Source organism: Bacillus thuringiensis (assembly GCF_022095615.2).
In the GTDB taxonomy this organism is placed as follows: Bacteria; Bacillota; Bacilli; order Bacillales; family Bacillaceae_G; genus Bacillus_A; species Bacillus_A cereus_AG.
Window position 1 is genome coordinate 4,533,732 of the sequence record NZ_CP155559.1, and the last position, 18,380, is coordinate 4,552,111.

An 18,380-nucleotide genomic window follows, 5' to 3' on the forward strand; every position below is an offset into this window, starting at 1 on the left:
AAAAAAACAATAAATGCACAAAAGAAAATAAATACCATCACACCTAGCCAATTGCTATGCACGGTTCATCGACTCCTTACATAACCTCATTTTCTAACCAGATTATATCGCTTAAAAATAAAGATTAAGTAAAGATAATATGAAAATAATTTAAAAAAGCGTAGATCATATTGTCTACGCTTTTTTCGGTAAATAGAAGTAAAATAACACACCTTCTTCTGTATTCTTTACTCCATATTCAGCACCGTGTAGTTCTAAAATATTCTTTGAAATAGCAAGCCCAAGACCTGTTCCGCCTTGTGAACGCTGACGAGCTGCATCCACGCGATAAAAACGATCCCAAATTTTATCTAATTGCTCTTCTTCAATGTGAGTGCCTTTATTTTCAATACATACTTTTATACGATCTTTTTCATCTATTGTAGAAATAATAATATCTTCTTTATTTGGTGTATAACGTATGGCATTCGTAATGAAGTTCACGATGACTTGTTCAATCCGGCCTTGATTTGCGGCTACTTCAAATGGACCTATATTTTTATGAACACGAAGTTCTTTTTTCTCTATTTCTACAGAAAGATGTTCACATATATCTTCAATTACTGTATCGATATAAAATGAATCCATTTTCATTTTATATGTGCCTGACTCAAATTTAGCTAACTCAAGCATATCCAAAATTAACGTATCCATTTTGTCTACTTCTCGTTCCATCGCTTGAAAATAGTACTCTTTTTTATGCTCAGCTACTCCATCTTTTAAAATAGAAATACAGCTTTTCATAATACTCAGCGGTGTTTTTAGTTCATGCGAAACACCAGAAATAAATTCTTTTCGCGTATTTTCTAATTTTCTTTCCTTTTCAATATCTTGTTCTAGCTGCCCAATATGCGAATGGAGTTTATTGGATAATACATTAATATTTTTCGATAAATCACCAATTTCATCTTTTGAAGTAATTGGTATTTGTTCTGTGAAATCTAAATGCGCTATTTTCTTCGTTGTATCATTTATTTTTAATAATGGTTTTGCAATTTGTTTAGAGTAATAGAAAGAAGCTAGAAAAATGAGAACGACTACAAATGCAATGATGTAAATGTAGTAATCTTGCACCATTTGTACAGCTTCATCTACAGGTTGTAAGGAAGCCATCGCATATATATATGTGACCGATCCGTCTTTTTCTTTTATCGGTTTGATTAATAATTTATATTTTATATCATTTTTTTCATAGTCCATTGTCTTTGTTGAATACTCTATTTGATTACTCTCTTTTAGTACTACATCCGTTTGAAATTCTTTTATACTATCCAAAAATAAAGTGTTTTTATAAATTGGATTTACGGGACCTTTTACATCAGGGAATTGTACTTTCGTAACACGCCCTTCTATGTAAGCATCTGGTTCTTGGACAGCTTGCTCCTGAACTGCCGGCTTCTTTTCCTTACCAACTTGTTCCCCAGCTACTTTCTTTTTCTCCTGATCTAATTTACTCATTTTCTCATTAAATGCTTTTTCTAACGGTTTATTAGATCCGCTTAAATTCCGCTTAGATAATGAGAAAGAGAATGGAATAAAACTATCTTCTTTTTTCACTCCAGAAAAATAAATTTCTTGGCCTAAAAACTGATTTGATGGTTTATTATCAATCTCCTCTATATTGACGAGATTGTATAGGGGGATTTTGAATAGTTGTTGTCCAAAGCTCTTTTGTTGCCAACGATTTATCGTTACCTCAAAATAAAAATCATCTGCATGCTTTAAATTCCCGTTCTGATCTAATGTCGTAATCCACGTATTATTTTCTCTTAAAAAGTCTTGCTCCAGCTTCTGAATTCCTTCTGCACTTCCCGCATAGTTCAAATAATTCTTTTCGAAGGAATTTAAATTCACTTTAATATCTTCCACTTTTCGATTCGCATAATATTGTTTAAAAAATATCGTTTGTCCAATAAATATCGTCGCTAAAATTAACATACATAATGCTGTTGTGAGGGTAAATAGTTTTAGTACAATCCCTTTTCTCATACATTTCCCTCAAATTTATAACCTGTTCGTACTACAGTTGTAATGTACTTTGCTTTCTCTCCTAATTTATTTCTTAAATTACGAATATGACTATTAACCGTTCGATCGTCACCAGCAAATTCATATCCCCAAATTCTTGAGATGAGTTGCTCTCGTGTTAAAACAATCCCTTGATTTTTCATAAAATACGCTAATATTTCAAATTCTGTATGTGTTAAATTAATGTCTGTTCTATCTACCGTAACAGTGCGCGACGGAAAATGAACGTGAATACCGTGGATTGATAATGTATCATCTTCATTCTCTAAAAGTTGCTTTGTCACTTTTCTACTTTCTAACAATCTTTTCGCTCTTGCTAATAAAATTGGAGGACTGTATGGCTTTGTCACATAGTCATCCGCTCCAAGTTCAAATCCAAGTAACGTATCATCTTCATCTACACGTGCCGTCAGCATAATAATAGGAACCTCAGATGTTTTACGGATTCTTCGGCAAACGGACCACCCATCAAGTTCCGGCAACATAATATCTAAAATAACTAAATCAACCTCTTCTTCCTCAAATACAACTAAAGCTTCTTTCCCGTCTCTCGCTTCAAACACTATATATTGCTCACTTAAAAAATAATCTTTTAATATTTCACGTAATATATCTTCATCTTCCACAATTAAAATATTTATTGCCATAACTTATATATCCCCTCCTACTTTCAAAAACTATCACTTCATTTTGAATAACTAGCAGTTAACTCCGCCTCGATAATATATCTATCCGGTGCATCCCCTATATAATCAAATGGATAGCAAGTCGTCAGTGTTAATATTGGTTCTTCTTTTTTTATAATAACAGTCCGATCATCCGCATGGGTAATCCATATCTTTTGAATTTCATATGTGTAAGTTTTATTATCATACTCTAAAACAAGAGTGTCTTTTTCATTTAACTCTCCTAAATCTGTAAATACAGTATCCCGGTGCCCACTTAGTACAGTATGCCCCCCTCCAGATGGCGTTGTCGTTAAATCACTAACGAACATACCAACTCCCTTTTTCAGCGTTGCATCATTTGCTCCCCAATATATAGAAAACTTCTTTTTTATTTTCGGTATATTTAACATTGCTATCTTTTCTCCTTCTTTATGCTCTGTTTGAGAAGAAGGCACTTGAGAAGTTACGGGGGTCTCATGTGAAAGTTGATTATGTTGTATATTGGTAAGGCTCTTTATTTCTTCTTTCGTTAATTGTTGAGCAGAGCTTTTTCCTTTATACCATTCCATAGCGTAATATGATCCCATGAATAGCCCGACGGCCATCAATATGATTCCGATATAATTAAGTAATTTCACATTTCATCCCTCCATGACAAAAATGGTAGGAATAACCTACCATTTTTAATATATGAAATTATCCCACTCTTTATAGGACAATATTTTATTTACGCCTTAATTTTATTACGACGATTCAAACCAAATAATGTACCTATTGCTACAAGACATGCGCTTAATCCCATCATTGCTACATTATTTGATGCTGTATTTGGTAATTTTTCACCTTGTACAACTGGCTTCGCTACTTCTTTTTTTGCCGCATCATTTTTTGTTTGTACTTGTGCTTCTTCTTTTTTCCTTACTTCATTCTTTTGTTGCTCTTTTATCGCTGCTTCTTTTTTAGCCATATCACTTTTTTCTTGTACTTGCGCCGCTTGCTTTTTCTCTTCTTCACTTTTTTGCTGTTCCTTAATCGCTGCTTCTTTTTTCGCTTTATCTTGTTGCAGTTGCGCTGATTCTTCCTTTGTTACTGTTCCAGTATCCGCGCTTGCTACTGAAGAATATCCTACTGTTAAAAGTGCCATTGCACAGATTGGTAATAGTTTCTTTTTCATTTTATATCTCTCCTTTTATACGTTTTACATCACTTCGCATCGGATGTATCACTAGAATAAACAAGAGATATAAATATAAGATGCAGATGAAATATATTTCATTTAAAGATTTCATTGTAAAAAAATAAAAAAACATCGCAATATATACGATGTTTTTTCGGGTGTGTGTCTCAATATTTACATGTTACTTTCGCGTGATTTAGAAGTAGAACGGGCCGGAGCGATAACTAATTGTCTCGGCTCAGTTTTCTTTAAGTGATTTTTGACGTTACACTTACGACGTTGAACAACCCATGCTTTAATAGGGTTTGTCAAAATAATCTTTTGCCCTTCGTTAGGGGTCTCTTCTTCAAACCTACAACTTTCGCTCCATTTATTCCATCTCATTGTAAATTTAGAAGAAGAATGATCATCTTCTCGATCAAACAAGTGCAAAAAATCCATTTCGCCAGCTAGCATTACGGTGTTGCTAGTTGCTAAAAAAGAAAAGGTTGTCCAACGTTTCTCCATGCCCTCCTACTCCTTTTTCACATATAGAGTGCCTAAAACTTAATTTACCTAAAATATGCTTGCCTTTTACCTTACACCCATAGTGTATCCAAAATACTTTTATGCAACTATCGATTTGCCTTACAGCTACCTTACATTTTTGTAAGAAACGAAAAAACCTTCACTCAATATACGTGAAGGTTTCTTATTTCTCATCTATATGATCTTTCATATGATTCACTCCTGCTTCTTGCAGCTGCGACATCATACCATGGGAAATTGCGCCTAATACTAAAGTCATTCCAATTAGTGAAATCCGAATCGCTGGTACATCAATTATGTAAGCCAAACTACCAAGAACAATTGTTAAAAGTAATGCTTTTATAAATGTTGCACTTGTGTACTGTTTCTTCTTCATTATCATCACCCTTTATGGAAGCGTTTTCTTAATATGATTAGTATATCATATCATCAGATGATTTTGTGGGGATTTCTGTAAAAAAACTTATATCTTCTTTGACTTTTTCCTTCCTATCCTTTACAGTCGAAATGTTCACAAGTTTTACACTGTAGGAGGACTCCAATGAATATTGAAATAAAAGACACTTTAATTTCTGAAGAACAATTACAAGAAAAAGTAAAAGAACTAGCACTTCAAATCGAACGTGACTTTGAAGGAGAAGAAATCGTAGTAATCGCTGTATTAAAAGGATCTTTCGTATTCGCTGCTGATTTAATTCGTCACATTAAAAACGATGTAACAATCGACTTTATTTCTGCATCTAGCTACGGCAATCAAACAGAAACAACTGGGAAAGTAAAACTATTAAAAGATATCGATGTAAACATTACTGGAAAAAACGTAATTGTTGTAGAAGACATTATCGATTCTGGTTTAACACTTCACTTCCTAAAAGATCACTTCTTTATGCATAAACCGAAGGCACTCAAATTCTGTACGTTACTTGATAAACCAGAGCGTCGTAAAGTGGACTTAAAAGCTGAATACGTTGGCTTCCAAATTCCAGACGAATTTATCGTTGGCTACGGTATCGACTGCGCAGAAAAATATCGTAACTTACCATTTATCGCTTCAGTTGTAACGGAATAATATAATAGAATAAACTTTCATCAATTACTGGTGGAAGTTTATTTTCTATCACGATTCGTAAAAGACAAAGGGAGAGAAAAAAATGACAAAGACAAAATTTGAAAAAGTACTCCTCATCGTAAATCCACAAGCAGGGCAAGGCGATTTACATACGAACTTAACGAAAATCGTACCACCTCTTGCGGCAGCTTTTCCTGACTTACATATCCTTCATACGAAAAAGCAAGGTGATGCAACAAAATATTGCCAAGAGTTTGCTAGTAAAGTAGATTTAATTATCGTCTTTGGTGGTGATGGAACAGTATTTGAATGCACAAACGGCTTAGCACCTCTTGAAACTAGACCTACACTTGCAATCATTCCAGGGGGAACTTGCAACGACTTCTCTCGCACACTTGGTGTTCCGCAAAATATTGCAGAAGCAGCAAAACTTATCACAAAGGAACACGTAAAACCAGTTGACGTCGCAAAAGCAAACGGACAGCATTTCTTAAACTTCTGGGGCATTGGACTTGTCTCTGAAGTATCAAACAATATTGATGCAGAAGAAAAAGCAAAGCTTGGAAAAATCGGTTATTACTTAAGTACTATTCGAACTGTCAAAAACGCTGAAACATTCCCAGTAAAAATTACGTACGACGGACAAGTATATGAAGACGAAGCTGTCCTTGTTATGGTTGGAAATGGTGAATATCTTGGCGGTATCCCGTCCTTTATCCCAAACGTAAAGTGCGATGACGGAACACTTGATATTTTCGTAGTCAAATCAACAGGCATTCAAGCGTTTAAAGATTATATCGGAAAGAAACTATTTGAAGACTCAAATGAAAATGATATTTTCCACGTAAAAGCGAAATCCATTCATATTGAAACCGAAGAAGAAAAAGAAGTAGATACAGATGGAGAAAGCTCGCTTCATACACCTTGTCATATTGAATTATTGCAAGGGCACTTTACGATGATTTATAATCCTGCGGTTGTATAAGAAAAAAACGAGTGATATCACTCGTTTTTTCTCTTCTAATCTAGTTATGTTGTTGAATCATTTCTTGTATTTCTTTAACTCTCTCCAAAGTAATTCCATTTCTTTGTTCTATCGCTAAAGGGTGTTCGGTTGGTTCCAATTCAACATACGGTGCCATTCCTACTTCTCTTATATGTACATTTGTCTTCAAATTTAGTGTTTCCAGATAAACTGGTATTTCTACAGATAACCAGCCGAAATAAGGATCACTATTTTCTCGTCCTCTCTCATCCCACTTTTCTAGCACTTTATCATAACTTTCTTTGCTAAGTGATACCCACACAGTCCATATGAAATTTTCGTGATAATCAATGATAGGAATCTCTAAACATCCTCTAATAAAGTAATGTTCATCGTCCATTACGCAAAGATCTGATGTTAAATGGAAGCGTTCCTCTCTTTCATGAGACGCTACCTCGTAATAATAATATGGTGCTTCACTTCCGTAGCATAGAGGAAGTGTAAAGCGGTTCATTTGTATCTTTTCTCCGGATTTTCTTCTTCTTTTCATTTATTATTCTTTCTCCTATCCTTTTCAGTCACAATCAAACTCTACCCAATTTCTCCAATGCGTATTAGAATCCTTCTTCACAATAACACTTGGATCTTTCTTCTCTATTGCAGCGGCTACTGATTGGAAGAATTCATTTTCACTTACTTTTTCGTCTTCAACATGTTTCCATTCTTCCGTTTCATATGCTACTTCCCAATTACCTTCTAAACCGAACTCTTCCAAAATCTCTTCTTTACTCCACCATAATAATGTTCTAACTTCTTCATTAGTAGCAAGCATACGCATAAAGTATGTTGGATAATGCTCTGTCGTTTGTACTTCTATTCCATTATCTCCATACTCTTCTTCTGTAAATTCATATTCAAAATGATGCTCACGTATTTTTAAACTGCCAGTATAAATATCTGGTATAAAATTACCTTCATCATCAAATAGTTCATAATCTCCATCATTTAATTGCAAAATACCATCATCACCCATTGAATGAGTAATTCTATCGCCATATACTTGAATATCATTAAATACACCTAATGAACCTACACCAACAATTTGAAACACCATTAGCCAATCCTTAGTATCTTTAAAGAAAAGAGAGAATTTCACTTGTGAAATATCCATATATTCATTATCAAAGGCAGGAAATTCATAGTTACATTGTTTTTTATCTAATATATTTAAAATATCTTTTGGCATATACATCACCTTTTCCTCAATATAATCATGTTTTAATTTCACTAGAGTATAACATAGACATACTTGCCTTTCACTTTCTAATAATACTACTAACAAAATAGAAGAATGACCTGTTTGCATGCCCTATTTCTTTTTAGGTACAATGAAGGAAAGTAGCAACCTGATACAAGGGAGAGGAAAAGCTGTGTTCAACCAACAGTTAGTTAATTTACGCATTGATTTTGCATTTAAACAATTGTTTGGTACGAATGGTAGTGAAGATATTCTAATTGCATTTTTAAACGCTATGTTACAAGAGTCTTTAGAGTCACCCATTGCTTCTCTACAACTTGAAGATCCACATTTACACAGGGCATATGAAGAAGATAAGTTATCTATTTTAGACATTTCAGCGACATTAAACACAGGTACAAAAGTAAATGTAGAAATACAGCTCAATAATAATCACGATATGATGAAACGCAGTTTATATTATTGGGGAAAATTATACACATCTCAATTACAAAAGGGCATGCCATACAGCGCACTTCATAAAACCATCACCATTAATTTATTGAACTTCATAATGTTTTCAGATCACAAAGAATTTCATACAACGGGAACATTATGGAATACACAACAACAAAAACTCCTAAGTGACGACATAGAAATCCACATTGTAGAAATTCCAAAGTTAACCGAACAATGGCATGAAGAAAAAGTCAATCCGTGGAAAGACCCGTTTGCTCGTTGGCTTTTATTACTTTCAGCAAATGAGGATGAGCACTTAACTAAAACATTGGAGGATATTGCTATGAACCAAGATCCTATTTTACAAAAAGCGATAAATAATTGGGAACGTATGAGTCAAGATTCTTCTTTCCGACAAGCCTATGAAGCACGGGAAAAAGTTTTAATGGATGAGGCTGCAAAATTTGCCCACGCAGAGAAAGAAGGAATAAAAAGAGGAATGGAACAAGGCATTAAAAAAGGGATTGAACAGGGCATTGAAAAAGGTCGAAAAGAAGGGATTCAACAAGTAAAGACACAAATGATTAAAGATATGTATGAACTTGGTATGCCACTTGAAACGATTGCTAAAGCAAGTAAATTAAGTGTGCATGAGGTTGAGCGTATTTTAGGACATAAATAGTGATAAAAAAGAGCTTGAATTGTTTCAAGCTCTTTTTTATCAACTTTCTTCAATATCATCTAATTGAGTCTTATAATATCCATCACACTCTAATACATTCGGAAGAATACCTCTTTTATCTGGTAATAAAACTCTTAAAACCTCCCGATTTAGCTCTATGAAAGACTTCATACTGACTGGATAACCTTCAATAATATTTGTGTACTCTATTCCTTGTTCAAACTTTTTTCCGCTCTTTATTTCTTCTATTACTCATTAATAACGAAACTACAATTTCATAAGAGATAACTATTGCTAATACTTTTAGCGCAAATAAAATGCGCTAAATTTCAACTACTACTGGATATACTCAGCAATTACTCATATTAAATCTATTTTAATTCAGTTTTCTTAATTTTTTTTGGGGAATAGTATACTTATTGGCATTCAACGATGATTTATAATCCTACTTTTGTATAATAACTATTTCGATATAACTTAAATAATTACTAAACTTCGCATTTTTCAAAAAAATATAGTATGATGAATAAATAAAAGGTTGTTAACAAAAAACGTTAACAACCTTTTTTATTTGTTCTAAAAAACTTTTCAATTTAAAGGAGCGATCACATGTATTGGAGAAAAAATGATAAACCTGTAGAAGAACCCGAAGCAATTGCTGTGTGGGAATGCGAAGCAGACGACTGCCTTGGATGGATGCGTAAAAATTTTTCTTTAGAAGATAAGCCGCAATGCCCATTGTGTAAAGGTGACATGAAAAGCGGCGAACGATTACTACAGAAGTTATAATACCTTTCCCTCTTTATCTTTTATATACTGAAAAAATAGAGGATTTTGTTTCTCCTTATCTACAGTACAAGTTGCTTCCTGATTATAAATAACGAAAGAAGCAGCTATTACGTAGAATAGCTGCTTCTTTGAATTTATAACTTCTTCATCGCTATAAATTCCATATGATATTCCCAAAAATTTGTTTCTATTCATCGTCCCCCTTACTCACTACGTGCTACATTTCTTTCGGAAGAACAATTTTTTTATACAGTTGAACTGTAATGAAATAATAAACCACGTAAATGAATAAGAAAATAATAATCGGCAGCCAAATACGGAAATATGGATTATCTATTAAGAACGAGAACATGTTCATTCCGACTAATACATGCATTATACCTACGATCGCTGGGAACAAGAAAACTAAAAGTAACTCTTTATAAATTGATTTCGTTAATAGCTCATAACGCACACCAATTTTACGAAGCATTTGATAGCGAATAATATCTTTTGAAGCTCCAGAAAGAATTTTAAACATTAAACAGCTTGCCAGCATCGCTAAGAAAGCTATACCTAAGAAAAACCCCATAAATACTGTTCCACTGTAAGTACTGTAATATCCTTCGTATAGCATATATTTACTCAAAAGATGTACGTCCTTCATATCTTTATATTTAGCTAGCTCTAATTCATCAATTTTTTTCCATTCTTCTTTATACGTTATAAAATTGTCCGTTTTCCCCAGTATTATAATTTCTTCTTTACCTTGTATCCCGTCATACATCTTTTGATCTACAATTTTTATCTTTTGACTAGCATTCATATATGTCTTTTGAAGAGACCTTAAAGCATTTCCCCACTCTTCTGGAATTACATTGGTATTATCCACATTTCTTTCTTGCCTATGGCTTAAAACGGCTCCGACAATTAGCTCCCCCGAAACAGGAACGAATCGGCTACTATTCTCGGCTTTTCCAGTAGGTGTTAGCGGACGGTTTCTTTCTAAATCTTCTTTCAATTGATAAATAAACTGCTCATCTACTTTGTATCGATATTCATTCTTTTCTTTAAATGTAATACTATCTAATATTTTCTTTTCTTCTGCTGTGGGATTTTTAATTTCGACATCATAGTATGCTGCATTCTCCACCATATTTGTGACATTATTTTTTAACGCCATACCACTGGAGATTGCCCCCGCACCGAGAGCCACTAACATAGCAACTGTCGCTAATACTTTCGTTAAACTATTAATAGAAAAACTTAACTGTGCAAACGTAAACGCATTGATTCCTTTTTCACTACGATTTTTATTCGCTTTTAGTTTGTTAATAATAATGGGAAGGAATGATGCAAATAGCATGTAAGTTCCTAATGTTACTGTAATTGTAGCAATGATAAACCCTGATTCCTTTAACTCTTTCATATAAATCATCGAAGCATAACCAACTGCTAATAAAATAATTGATAAAAGTGCTACTATATTCGTTAGTTTTCCTTTAGTAGGCGTACGCTCTTTGTGACCATTGGAGTGAACGAGTTGTAATAACGAATTACGCGCTAGTTTCATACCATTCATAATTGCGGACAACATAAATAATGCGATGAAAAAGATGAAAGTAACAATGATTGATGGTACATAAAATGCATGATAACCACCACCAGTAAATTCTAGTTCCTTCATTAGCAAATGGCCAACACCTTGCGCCAAGATTATACCGACTATCACACCTACTATAAGAGATACTATTCCTAATACGATGGTTTCAATAAACATGAGCAATGTAATTTTATGCTTTTTTGCCCCTAATACCATATACATACCAAATTCTTTTTGCCGAAGTGATAATAAAAATGAATTGGCGTATAAAATATAAAACAATGTAATAGACCCTAATAAAAATGAGCCCGTTTGGAAGACCGAAAAAATCCCATCCATAGAATTCCCTTCGATAAATGTTTTATTTAACGCTAACGTTTGAAACATATAAAAAATTGAAATAGACATAATAAGCCCAACGAATAAGACCATATAGTCTTTTCGTTTACTTTTTAGTCCTGACATGGAAAGTTTGAATAACATGTTGAACCTTCTTTCTTATCCTTTTTGTGTGCCTAAATCTGCAAGCACATCTAAAATTTCTTTATAAAACTCGTCACGAGTACCTCTGCGATGGATTTCTTTATACAATTCTCCATCTTGGATGAATAAAATACGTCGGCAATAACTTGCGCTTAACGGATCATGTGTAACCATCATAATTGAAACATCCTGTTCTTCATTTAAGTTGGTCATCGCCTCTAATAAACTTTTCGCATTTTTAGAATCAAGTGCCCCTGTTGGCTCATCTCCTAAAATAATTGCTGGCTCATGTACAAGTGCACGAGCCGCTGCCGAACGTTGTTTTTGTCCACCAGATACTTCGGACGGATATTTTTGAAGAATCTCTGAAATCCCTAACATCTCTGCTACCTTTTTCACCTTTAATCCAATTCTTTTCGAATGAACACCTTGCAGGGAAAGCGGTAATGCAATGTTTTCATAGATTGATAAATTTTCAAGTAAGTTAAAATCTTGAAAGATAAACCCTAGTTTCTCTGAGCGAAAATCAGATAATTCTCCTTGCTTCATTTTCGTAATATCCGTTCCAGCAATTTCAACAATTCCATCTGTCGTTTTATCTAATGTAGAAATTACATTCAATAATGTTGTTTTTCCTGAACCAGATGGTCCCATAATCCCAACGAATTCACCCTCTTGAATCGAGAACGATACATTCTTTAGTGCATGCGATTGGCTCTCACCTTTTTTACCGTATACCTTCTGTACATTCTTTACTTCTACAACTGATGCTGTCATTTATATCCTCCTACATTTCTTTTTCCTATTTTTATTTTCCTTACATATTTTCCGAGCGTTTCTTAACCCATTTCTAAGTATAGATAGCATTTCTTAATAAATAGCAGCGGATATTCTTAACATTTCTTTAAGAATATGAAAAAGCCCCAAAGCTAATCTCTTGGGACTTTTTCATATTCTATTTTTACTCGTTTATAGAAATCTAATTTCTCTTTGTTATTTTCTTTTGTATATCCATTAAAGCTCTCTTTTGCAAGAACTTCTTTTCCTACTAATTTTTCACGATTAGCACTGTTTTTTATAGATTGCAATTGCTTCGTTACTATCTTTACCATCCTCTAATTACTTTTAAAATCCATTACTTATTTATACTAAAATGAAACATCACTCTAGTTTTTCAAGCCTTCCCCGTTATCTATTCTATCTTTCCTTTGGAAGGACAATCCTCTTATATAATTGAACAGTAATCAAATAATAGATTCCATAAATGATTAGAAATATACAAATCGGAAGGACAATATTCACATATGGATTCACAAAGAATTTAACAAATGTAAATATGTTCATTCCTACCAAAACATGTATGAGCCCCAATATTGCTGGGAAAAGGAATACAATACCTAATTCTTTATAAATAGACTTTATAAGTAATTCTTTACGTACTCCAATTTTCCGAAGCATTTCATACCGTCCAATATCCTTCGTAGCCCCAGAAAGAATCTTAAACATTAAACAACTCGCCATCATAGCTAAAAATGCGAGTCCTAAGAAAAACCCCATAAATGAAGTCCCTTTCGAAAAGACGAGCATAGATTCATAGTCACCATAGTTTGTCATTAAAGATATATTTTCTTTCGGCTTATTAATAGAAGCAGCTACTTTTTCAATTTGACGATTATCCATCTCTTTTAACTCTGTTTTATACCGTAAAATATTATCGACTTTAGCGATAAAAAACGTATGCTCATTCCCTTGAATTGATTCATACCGGTTTTTATCTACGATATATACAGGTTTACGATTGTATACAGTAATATTAGATTTAAAGTCACTATCCATAATCTTACTCCACTTCATCGGTAACTTAAAACTTGATGGATCAACTTCTTTCCCTTCAAACATCGTATAGCTCGAAGATGGAAGTTGTTCAGTGATACGAGTTGTTTCTTTCTTTCCAAACAAAAGTGGTGGATTGTCTAATAATTCCTCCTTTGAATAGTAAACGGCTTGATTATCAACTTTATATTGATACTGCTTTTTATCTACAATTTTCATTTTTTCCATAGCTTTATAATCCGTTACATCTGGATCATGAAGTGTAATATCATATCCTGGCATTCTTTCTGCTGTAAGAATTACATTTTTCTGTAAAGACATACCACCAGCCATCGCTCCTACACCTAGTCCAATTAACATTGTTACCGTACCTAATATTCTCGCCAAACTACTTACACGGAACTGCAGTTGTGCAAATGTAAATGCATTTAATTTTTTCTCATTTAAATAGCGCATTTTCTTTAGTCTCTTAACAAACACAGGCAAAAGCGAAATAAATATAAGATATGTACCCATTGTAATCGTAAATAATGGAAGCAAAATGGCGCCAGCACCCTTTATTCCTACAAAGATTACGAAATAATACCCTACAGCTAGTCCTAACAAACTACATACGGTTAACAGTGTTGCCACAGGGCCTTTTAATCGTATACGCTCCGTTTGCTGTTCTATACGAATTAAATCTAATTCTGTTTTAAGTGCTATACGAATCATATTCACAACGGATGTAATCAGAAACAACACACTAAAGAATATAAATGTTATTTTGAATGCAGGACCATAAAATGCTTGGTAACCCTCCGCTGATATTTCTAATTGCTTTGTTAAAAATTTGCTAACGAGATTAGAAAGAATAGCCCCGCATACGCTACCTAGCACTAGTGAAATCATTCCCATAATGAACGTCTCAAAAAATATAAGTTGACTAATTTTACTCTTTTTTGCCCCTAATACAAGATACATGCCAAGTTCTTTCCGCCGAAGTGAAAGGAGAAAAGAGTTTGCATAAAAAATATAAAAGAATGTAATAAGCGCCACCAAACCAGAGCCTATTTGAAATACAAATACAATTGAACCAATGATACTGTTATTCATTGTAAATTCTTTATTTAATGCAAGTGTTTGAAACATATAAAATATAGAAATAGAAATTACAAGACCTATTAATAAAACAATATAATCCTTACTCATTTTTTTCATGCTGGAAATAGAAAGTTTGAATAACATACTTTACACCTACACTTTTCTACACTATGGTGTAATACGTTCATTCTTTTACGATGTACTTTTTGTACAATGTTCACATCAAATATTGAAATTTTCATATTACCTCCATACTATTTTTATAGCCACTAATAATCATTTTATCTTTTATTTACAAATCGAAATATTGATTCCTCTTACATTTTCCTTACATTTTTGTAATGGATGAATGGACTAAGTCCAAAAAACAATATATAAAGTTTCAAAGATTAGAAGCGCGTTTCATCTACTCTCACACTAAGATGACATCCACGCTACTTTCGAATAACCATTATTCTCACACTGAAATAATGCATTACAAATACAAAGCATGTTGTGCCCCTCTATCAAGAGTGATTCCCCCATACCAATCTTCTGCTACATGCATTACTACTGTAGCTTGAATTAAATTGTATTTTCCTTATTCCTTTACTTCTCTCTTTTGTTGATAAGTTAAGTAAGGGGTTCTTTCTCCTTACTTAACTTATGTACGTTACTCTTTAACGATTCTTGATGTTCGATTGTTTCTTTCAATAATTGATTCTCTTTATATACCTTATAAACGTCTTCTATATTGTGAATAATATTCTGTACATGCCTATTATTCATACATCATCAATACATTCAGAAGAACAATTGAAAGAAATAATACTATTTTCTTCTTAGAAAACTACATAATTATCCCGCTACTCTTTATCATTTTTTATCTACATACTAAAGAGTGCTAGTGATTGTATACAGAATAAATGCAGCTTAGATAAAGTTCAGCTAAACTTTATCTTCTTTATAAAAAATTTTAAACTTATCATATACTGCCACTATATCTGAAACTTGCTCGTTACTTTGTTCATTGAATGTAACTTATAATTTCTATAACTAATTATGTGTTATTATTACTTGCTCTTTGACTTTAGTAGGTATTTCATCTACTTGCACTTCTTCCCATTCCATACCATAACTTCCTTTAGATCTGACTTTTAAATATGCCCCTATCCTTAAATGTTTTGAAGAAGTCATCGTAATCTTTTGCTCTTGACCGGATTCATTATATCCTTTGAATTTATATTCCCATCTAGCAAAACCTTTGTTTTCAGCCCCATATTTCCCATCATTATCAACAACGGCATAATAAATATCTTCTTTAATAAACGGATTGAGTTGATCTACAATCGGTCCACCTTTTACCATAAGTAATGTCATTCCAACTATAATCAATACGATAAACGCACTTATTTTTTTCATGAAACTTTCTATTCCCCTCTTCTCAAATACATTAATTAACTTCCACTTAAAGGACCTGTTCTAAATCAATCGCGCGCTATCACTTATTCTTATCTATTAAAATGTAACCAAAATTCCTAATGCTCTTCTAATTCAATTGGCAATAAGATAATAAATTGAATAACCCCATTTTCATATTCCGCTCGAATTTCTCCTTTGTGCAATTCAACAATACTTTTTGCAATTGCAAGACCCAAGCCTGAACCTTCTACAGCTCTACTTCTAGATTGATCTTTTTTATAAAAACGCTCAAATAAGTTCTCTAACTCTTTTTTTGTAAATTCTTCACTATGATTTGTTATTGAGACTTTAATATGACGTTCTTCCCTTTGAATGGAAACTTTAATTTCTCTCTTTTCTATACTATATTTGATTGCATTTATTAAGAGATTTTCAAACACACGTACCATTTTTTCCGAATCTACAACAGCATATATACGGTTTCCCTCAAAATTTTTCACAAAAGAAAGATTATGTTCCTCCGCTTGTGGTACTAACTCTTCTATTAATTGATCAAGTAGTTCATTCATGCACACTTCTTGTAAATCTAATGCCTTATTTTCATCTGTTAGTTTTGTATACTCAAACAAATCTTCTATTAACATCTTCAACTGTTCTGATTTTGAAAAGGCAATTTTTATATACTCATCATGCTGTTCTTTATTTTCATATTTCGCATCACCTAGTAAACGTAAATATCCCATAATTGAAGTAAGTGGTGTTCTTAAATCATGTGATACATTTGTAATCAATTCACTTTTTTGTTTCTCTATTTGTTTTTCTTTTTCTATATTAGCCAAAAGCTTTTCTGCCATTTGATTAATATTTGAAGTCAATAAACCTATTTCATCTTGACCCGCCTGTTTGATTTTGTATTGTAAGTTCCCTTTCGAAAACTCCCTTACTCCTTCTGCCATCGCTTCAATCTGATTCATCTTCCTTTTCGTTACATAAAAAAATGAAAGTAGAAAAGTAATGAAACCTAGTAAAGATGGAAATGGGCTATTATCCTTCACTATATACTTCACATTTCCTTGTGGTATACCACTTGCAATGATATACATATTTTTCGTATTAACAGTAACCGGATAAAAGGTTGTAAACTCCTTACGCGTTTGTTCAGTTCCGTCTTGAATTAAATTCTGCGCCTCTACATATCGTACTTGATCCATTTTAAAGTCCATCACATTACGCATCGTCTCATGAAGATTAATCTGTTCTTCCGGTGCTCCCTTTGTTTTATAAACGACTTTCCCATTCTCATCTATTATTAAAACCTTCAATTGATTTTGATGATTTAACTGATCAAGCAGTTCTTGTATATTAATTTCCTTGCCTTCTTCTGTCATACTTTCAACAAGCCTTTGTGTCTGTCCATCAATGGCTTCCATACCTGATGCATAATCAATGATAGACATTTTATTCGCATCCTCGAAAAAGGAAGTTGAAGACCAGCCTACTAATACACCAAGTAATGTACAGAAAGTAAATGTAGTAATTAGCTGTACCCGTATGCTCCTTTGCAAATAACTCACTGTTTTACCTATCATTTTTTTAAAAACTTGATTCATCCATACTATCGGTTTAAATATCTTTCTCAATCTTGTAGCCAACTCCCCATACCGTTTTAATGTAACGAGGCTTTCTTGGAATTGCCTCTATCTTTTCACGTATTTTCCGAATATGTACCATCACAGTATTATCGGATTGGAAAGCTTGCTCTTTCCATACTCTTTCATAAATTTGCTCTGCATTTAATACCATTCCTTGATTTCGTGCAAGCAATTCTAACACCTCAAACTCTCTCGGTGTCAATTTCACCTCTTCATTTGCAATAATGACCTGCCGTGTTACTATATTGATTTTCATATCCCCAATTTCAAATACATTTTCATCCTGTACACTTGCCCCACTCATTTTCATATATCTCCGAAGTTGTGATTTAATACGAGCGATGAGTTCAAGTGGATTAAATGGCTTTGCCACATAATCGTCCGCCCCAGTTGTTAATCCTAAAATCTTATCCATATCTTGCGTTTTCGCTGATAGCATAATAATGGGCATTTCAGCTATTTCTCTTACTTTCATACACATATGGATACCATCTATTTTCGGCATCATAATATCAAGTACAATTAGATGCACGTCTCTTTTCCTTACTATTTCTAACCCCTCTTCACCATCTCCAGCTTGTAATACTTCGTACCCTTCATTCTTCAAATAGATGGCGATAAGTTTTCTAATTTCCTTCTCATCGTCCACGATAAGTATCGTTTCTTTACTCACAAAATCTCCTCC

20 protein-coding genes and 2 pseudogenes are annotated in these 18,380 nt (G+C 33.3%); 4 read left to right on the plus strand and 18 right to left on the minus strand.

The window, feature by feature from the left end; all coding sequences use genetic code 11:
- Positions 1 to 174 precede the first annotated feature (174 nt).
- The 6 genes from KZZ19_RS23535 to KZZ19_RS23560 form a co-directional block, all read right to left on the minus strand.
- Entirely contained in the window at positions 175 to 2,028 is a 1,854-nt protein-coding gene (locus KZZ19_RS23535; protein WP_237981511.1) for a sensor histidine kinase, read from the minus strand.
- Entirely contained in the window at positions 2,025 to 2,714 is a 690-nt protein-coding gene (locus tag KZZ19_RS23540) for a response regulator transcription factor (protein WP_088098133.1), read from the minus strand. Before KZZ19_RS23540 ends, KZZ19_RS23535 begins: the two co-directional genes overlap by 4 nt.
- A gap of 38 nt (positions 2,715 to 2,752) precedes the next feature.
- Complete coding sequence (locus KZZ19_RS23545) at positions 2,753 to 3,373, minus strand: class D sortase (RefSeq protein ID WP_237981510.1); 621 nt, start codon at positions 3,371 to 3,373, stop codon at positions 2,753 to 2,755.
- Positions 3,374 to 3,462: 89 nt separating this feature from the next.
- Positions 3,463 to 3,909: an LPXTG cell wall anchor domain-containing protein gene (locus KZZ19_RS23550; protein WP_237981509.1), complete on the minus strand. Its 447-nt coding sequence runs from the start codon at positions 3,907 to 3,909 to the stop codon at positions 3,463 to 3,465.
- A gap of 177 nt (positions 3,910 to 4,086) precedes the next feature.
- Positions 4,087 to 4,419, minus strand: a complete 333-nt coding sequence (locus tag KZZ19_RS23555; RefSeq protein ID WP_237981508.1) for a hypothetical protein — start codon at positions 4,417 to 4,419, stop codon at positions 4,087 to 4,089.
- A 184-nt stretch (positions 4,420 to 4,603) separates the two neighbouring features.
- On the minus strand, positions 4,604 to 4,819 hold the full coding sequence (locus KZZ19_RS23560; protein ID WP_098341979.1) for a hypothetical protein: 216 nt from the start codon (positions 4,817 to 4,819) through the stop codon (positions 4,604 to 4,606).
- 162 nt (positions 4,820 to 4,981) lie between these two features.
- Here KZZ19_RS23560 and hpt point away from each other — a divergent pair, with 162 nt between their 5' ends.
- Both hpt and KZZ19_RS23570 read left to right on the plus strand, forming a co-directional pair.
- Positions 4,982 to 5,509: a hypoxanthine phosphoribosyltransferase gene (hpt, locus tag KZZ19_RS23565; protein ID WP_001019304.1), complete on the plus strand. Its 528-nt coding sequence runs from the start codon at positions 4,982 to 4,984 to the stop codon at positions 5,507 to 5,509.
- An 82-nt stretch (positions 5,510 to 5,591) separates the two neighbouring features.
- On the plus strand, positions 5,592 to 6,494 hold the full coding sequence (locus KZZ19_RS23570) for a diacylglycerol/lipid kinase family protein (RefSeq protein WP_237981507.1): 903 nt from the start codon (positions 5,592 to 5,594) through the stop codon (positions 6,492 to 6,494).
- A gap of 40 nt (positions 6,495 to 6,534) precedes the next feature.
- On the opposite strand, the gene KZZ19_RS23575 is transcribed toward KZZ19_RS23570, so the two are convergent.
- Together KZZ19_RS23575 and KZZ19_RS23580 are read right to left on the minus strand one after the other, a co-directional pair.
- The gene (locus KZZ19_RS23575) at positions 6,535 to 7,044 is read right to left on the minus strand and encodes a DUF2199 domain-containing protein (protein ID WP_237981506.1); all 510 of its coding nucleotides are present in this window, start codon (positions 7,042 to 7,044) and stop codon (positions 6,535 to 6,537) included.
- Between the two features lie 24 nt (positions 7,045 to 7,068).
- On the minus strand, positions 7,069 to 7,740 hold the full coding sequence (locus KZZ19_RS23580) for a DUF7003 family protein (RefSeq protein WP_237981561.1): 672 nt from the start codon (positions 7,738 to 7,740) through the stop codon (positions 7,069 to 7,071).
- A 184-nt stretch (positions 7,741 to 7,924) separates the two neighbouring features.
- Between KZZ19_RS23580 and KZZ19_RS23585 the strand changes: the two genes are divergently transcribed.
- Positions 7,925 to 8,872, plus strand: coding sequence for an Rpn family recombination-promoting nuclease/putative transposase (locus KZZ19_RS23585; protein ID WP_237981505.1), 948 nt, complete (start codon positions 7,925 to 7,927; stop codon positions 8,870 to 8,872).
- Between the two features lie 39 nt (positions 8,873 to 8,911).
- Here the strand turns inward: KZZ19_RS23585 and KZZ19_RS23590 are convergent.
- Positions 8,912 to 9,124, minus strand: a pseudogene (locus KZZ19_RS23590) (DUF4262 domain-containing protein); the annotation flags it as partial.
- Between the two features lie 357 nt (positions 9,125 to 9,481).
- Between KZZ19_RS23590 and KZZ19_RS23595 the strand changes: the two are divergent.
- Positions 9,482 to 9,661: a cold-inducible protein YdjO-related protein gene (locus tag KZZ19_RS23595; RefSeq protein ID WP_002015777.1), complete on the plus strand. Its 180-nt coding sequence runs from the start codon at positions 9,482 to 9,484 to the stop codon at positions 9,659 to 9,661.
- Here the strand turns inward: KZZ19_RS23595 and KZZ19_RS23600 are convergent.
- From KZZ19_RS23600 to KZZ19_RS23640, 9 genes and pseudogenes are all read right to left on the minus strand, one after another.
- Entirely contained in the window at positions 9,656 to 9,856 is a 201-nt protein-coding gene (locus tag KZZ19_RS23600) for a hypothetical protein (RefSeq protein WP_088098139.1), read from the minus strand. The genes KZZ19_RS23595 and KZZ19_RS23600 overlap by 6 nt on opposite strands.
- Before the next feature lie 22 nt (positions 9,857 to 9,878).
- Positions 9,879 to 11,726: an FtsX-like permease family protein gene (locus KZZ19_RS23605; RefSeq protein WP_237981504.1), complete on the minus strand. Its 1,848-nt coding sequence runs from the start codon at positions 11,724 to 11,726 to the stop codon at positions 9,879 to 9,881.
- Positions 11,727 to 11,741: 15 nt separating this feature from the next.
- Positions 11,742 to 12,503, minus strand: coding sequence for an ABC transporter ATP-binding protein (locus KZZ19_RS23610; RefSeq protein ID WP_237981503.1), 762 nt, complete (start codon positions 12,501 to 12,503; stop codon positions 11,742 to 11,744).
- 152 nt (positions 12,504 to 12,655) lie between these two features.
- Positions 12,656 to 12,838, minus strand: a complete 183-nt coding sequence (locus KZZ19_RS23615; RefSeq protein WP_237981502.1) for a hypothetical protein — start codon at positions 12,836 to 12,838, stop codon at positions 12,656 to 12,658.
- Between the two features lie 85 nt (positions 12,839 to 12,923).
- Positions 12,924 to 14,786, minus strand: coding sequence for an ABC transporter permease (locus KZZ19_RS23620; RefSeq protein WP_237981501.1), 1,863 nt, complete (start codon positions 14,784 to 14,786; stop codon positions 12,924 to 12,926).
- Between the two features lie 340 nt (positions 14,787 to 15,126).
- Positions 15,127 to 15,417, minus strand: a pseudogene (locus KZZ19_RS23625) (rod shape-determining protein MreC); the annotation flags it as partial.
- Between the two features lie 260 nt (positions 15,418 to 15,677).
- Positions 15,678 to 16,043, minus strand: a complete 366-nt coding sequence (locus KZZ19_RS23630; RefSeq protein WP_237981500.1) for a YxeA family protein — start codon at positions 16,041 to 16,043, stop codon at positions 15,678 to 15,680.
- 116 nt (positions 16,044 to 16,159) lie between these two features.
- A complete protein-coding gene (locus KZZ19_RS23635) occupies positions 16,160 to 17,683 on the minus strand; it encodes a sensor histidine kinase (protein WP_237981499.1) in 1,524 nt (507 codons plus the stop codon).
- A complete protein-coding gene (locus tag KZZ19_RS23640; RefSeq protein WP_237981498.1) occupies positions 17,667 to 18,368 on the minus strand; it encodes a response regulator transcription factor in 702 nt (233 codons plus the stop codon). Before KZZ19_RS23640 ends, KZZ19_RS23635 begins: the two co-directional genes overlap by 17 nt.
- Positions 18,369 to 18,380: the final 12 nt, after the last annotated feature.

Bases quoted from the DNA above. Each gene is read 5' to 3' on its own strand.
- KZZ19_RS23535 (WP_237981511.1), bottom strand. From the start codon at position 2,028: ATGAGAAAAGGGATTGTACTAAAACTATTTACCCTCACAACAGCATTA.
- KZZ19_RS23540 (WP_088098133.1), bottom strand. From the start codon at position 2,714: ATGGCAATAAATATTTTAATTGTGGAAGATGAAGATATATTACGTGAA.
- KZZ19_RS23550 (WP_237981509.1), bottom strand. From the start codon at position 3,909: ATGAAAAAGAAACTATTACCAATCTGTGCAATGGCACTTTTAACAGTA.
- KZZ19_RS23555 (WP_237981508.1), bottom strand. From the start codon at position 4,419: ATGGAGAAACGTTGGACAACCTTTTCTTTTTTAGCAACTAGCAACACC.
- hpt (WP_001019304.1), top strand. From the start codon at position 4,982: ATGAATATTGAAATAAAAGACACTTTAATTTCTGAAGAACAATTACAA.
- KZZ19_RS23570 (WP_237981507.1), top strand. From the start codon at position 5,592: ATGACAAAGACAAAATTTGAAAAAGTACTCCTCATCGTAAATCCACAA.
- KZZ19_RS23575 (WP_237981506.1), bottom strand. From the start codon at position 7,044: ATGAAAAGAAGAAGAAAATCCGGAGAAAAGATACAAATGAACCGCTTT.
- KZZ19_RS23580 (WP_237981561.1), bottom strand. From the start codon at position 7,740: ATGCCAAAAGATATTTTAAATATATTAGATAAAAAACAATGTAACTAT.
- KZZ19_RS23595 (WP_002015777.1), top strand. From the start codon at position 9,482: ATGTATTGGAGAAAAAATGATAAACCTGTAGAAGAACCCGAAGCAATT.
- KZZ19_RS23600 (WP_088098139.1), bottom strand. From the start codon at position 9,856: ATGAATAGAAACAAATTTTTGGGAATATCATATGGAATTTATAGCGAT.
- KZZ19_RS23605 (WP_237981504.1), bottom strand. From the start codon at position 11,726: ATGTTATTCAAACTTTCCATGTCAGGACTAAAAAGTAAACGAAAAGAC.
- KZZ19_RS23610 (WP_237981503.1), bottom strand. From the start codon at position 12,503: ATGACAGCATCAGTTGTAGAAGTAAAGAATGTACAGAAGGTATACGGT.
- KZZ19_RS23615 (WP_237981502.1), bottom strand. From the start codon at position 12,838: ATGGTAAAGATAGTAACGAAGCAATTGCAATCTATAAAAAACAGTGCT.
- KZZ19_RS23620 (WP_237981501.1), bottom strand. From the start codon at position 14,786: ATGTTATTCAAACTTTCTATTTCCAGCATGAAAAAAATGAGTAAGGAT.
- KZZ19_RS23630 (WP_237981500.1), bottom strand. From the start codon at position 16,043: ATGAAAAAAATAAGTGCGTTTATCGTATTGATTATAGTTGGAATGACA.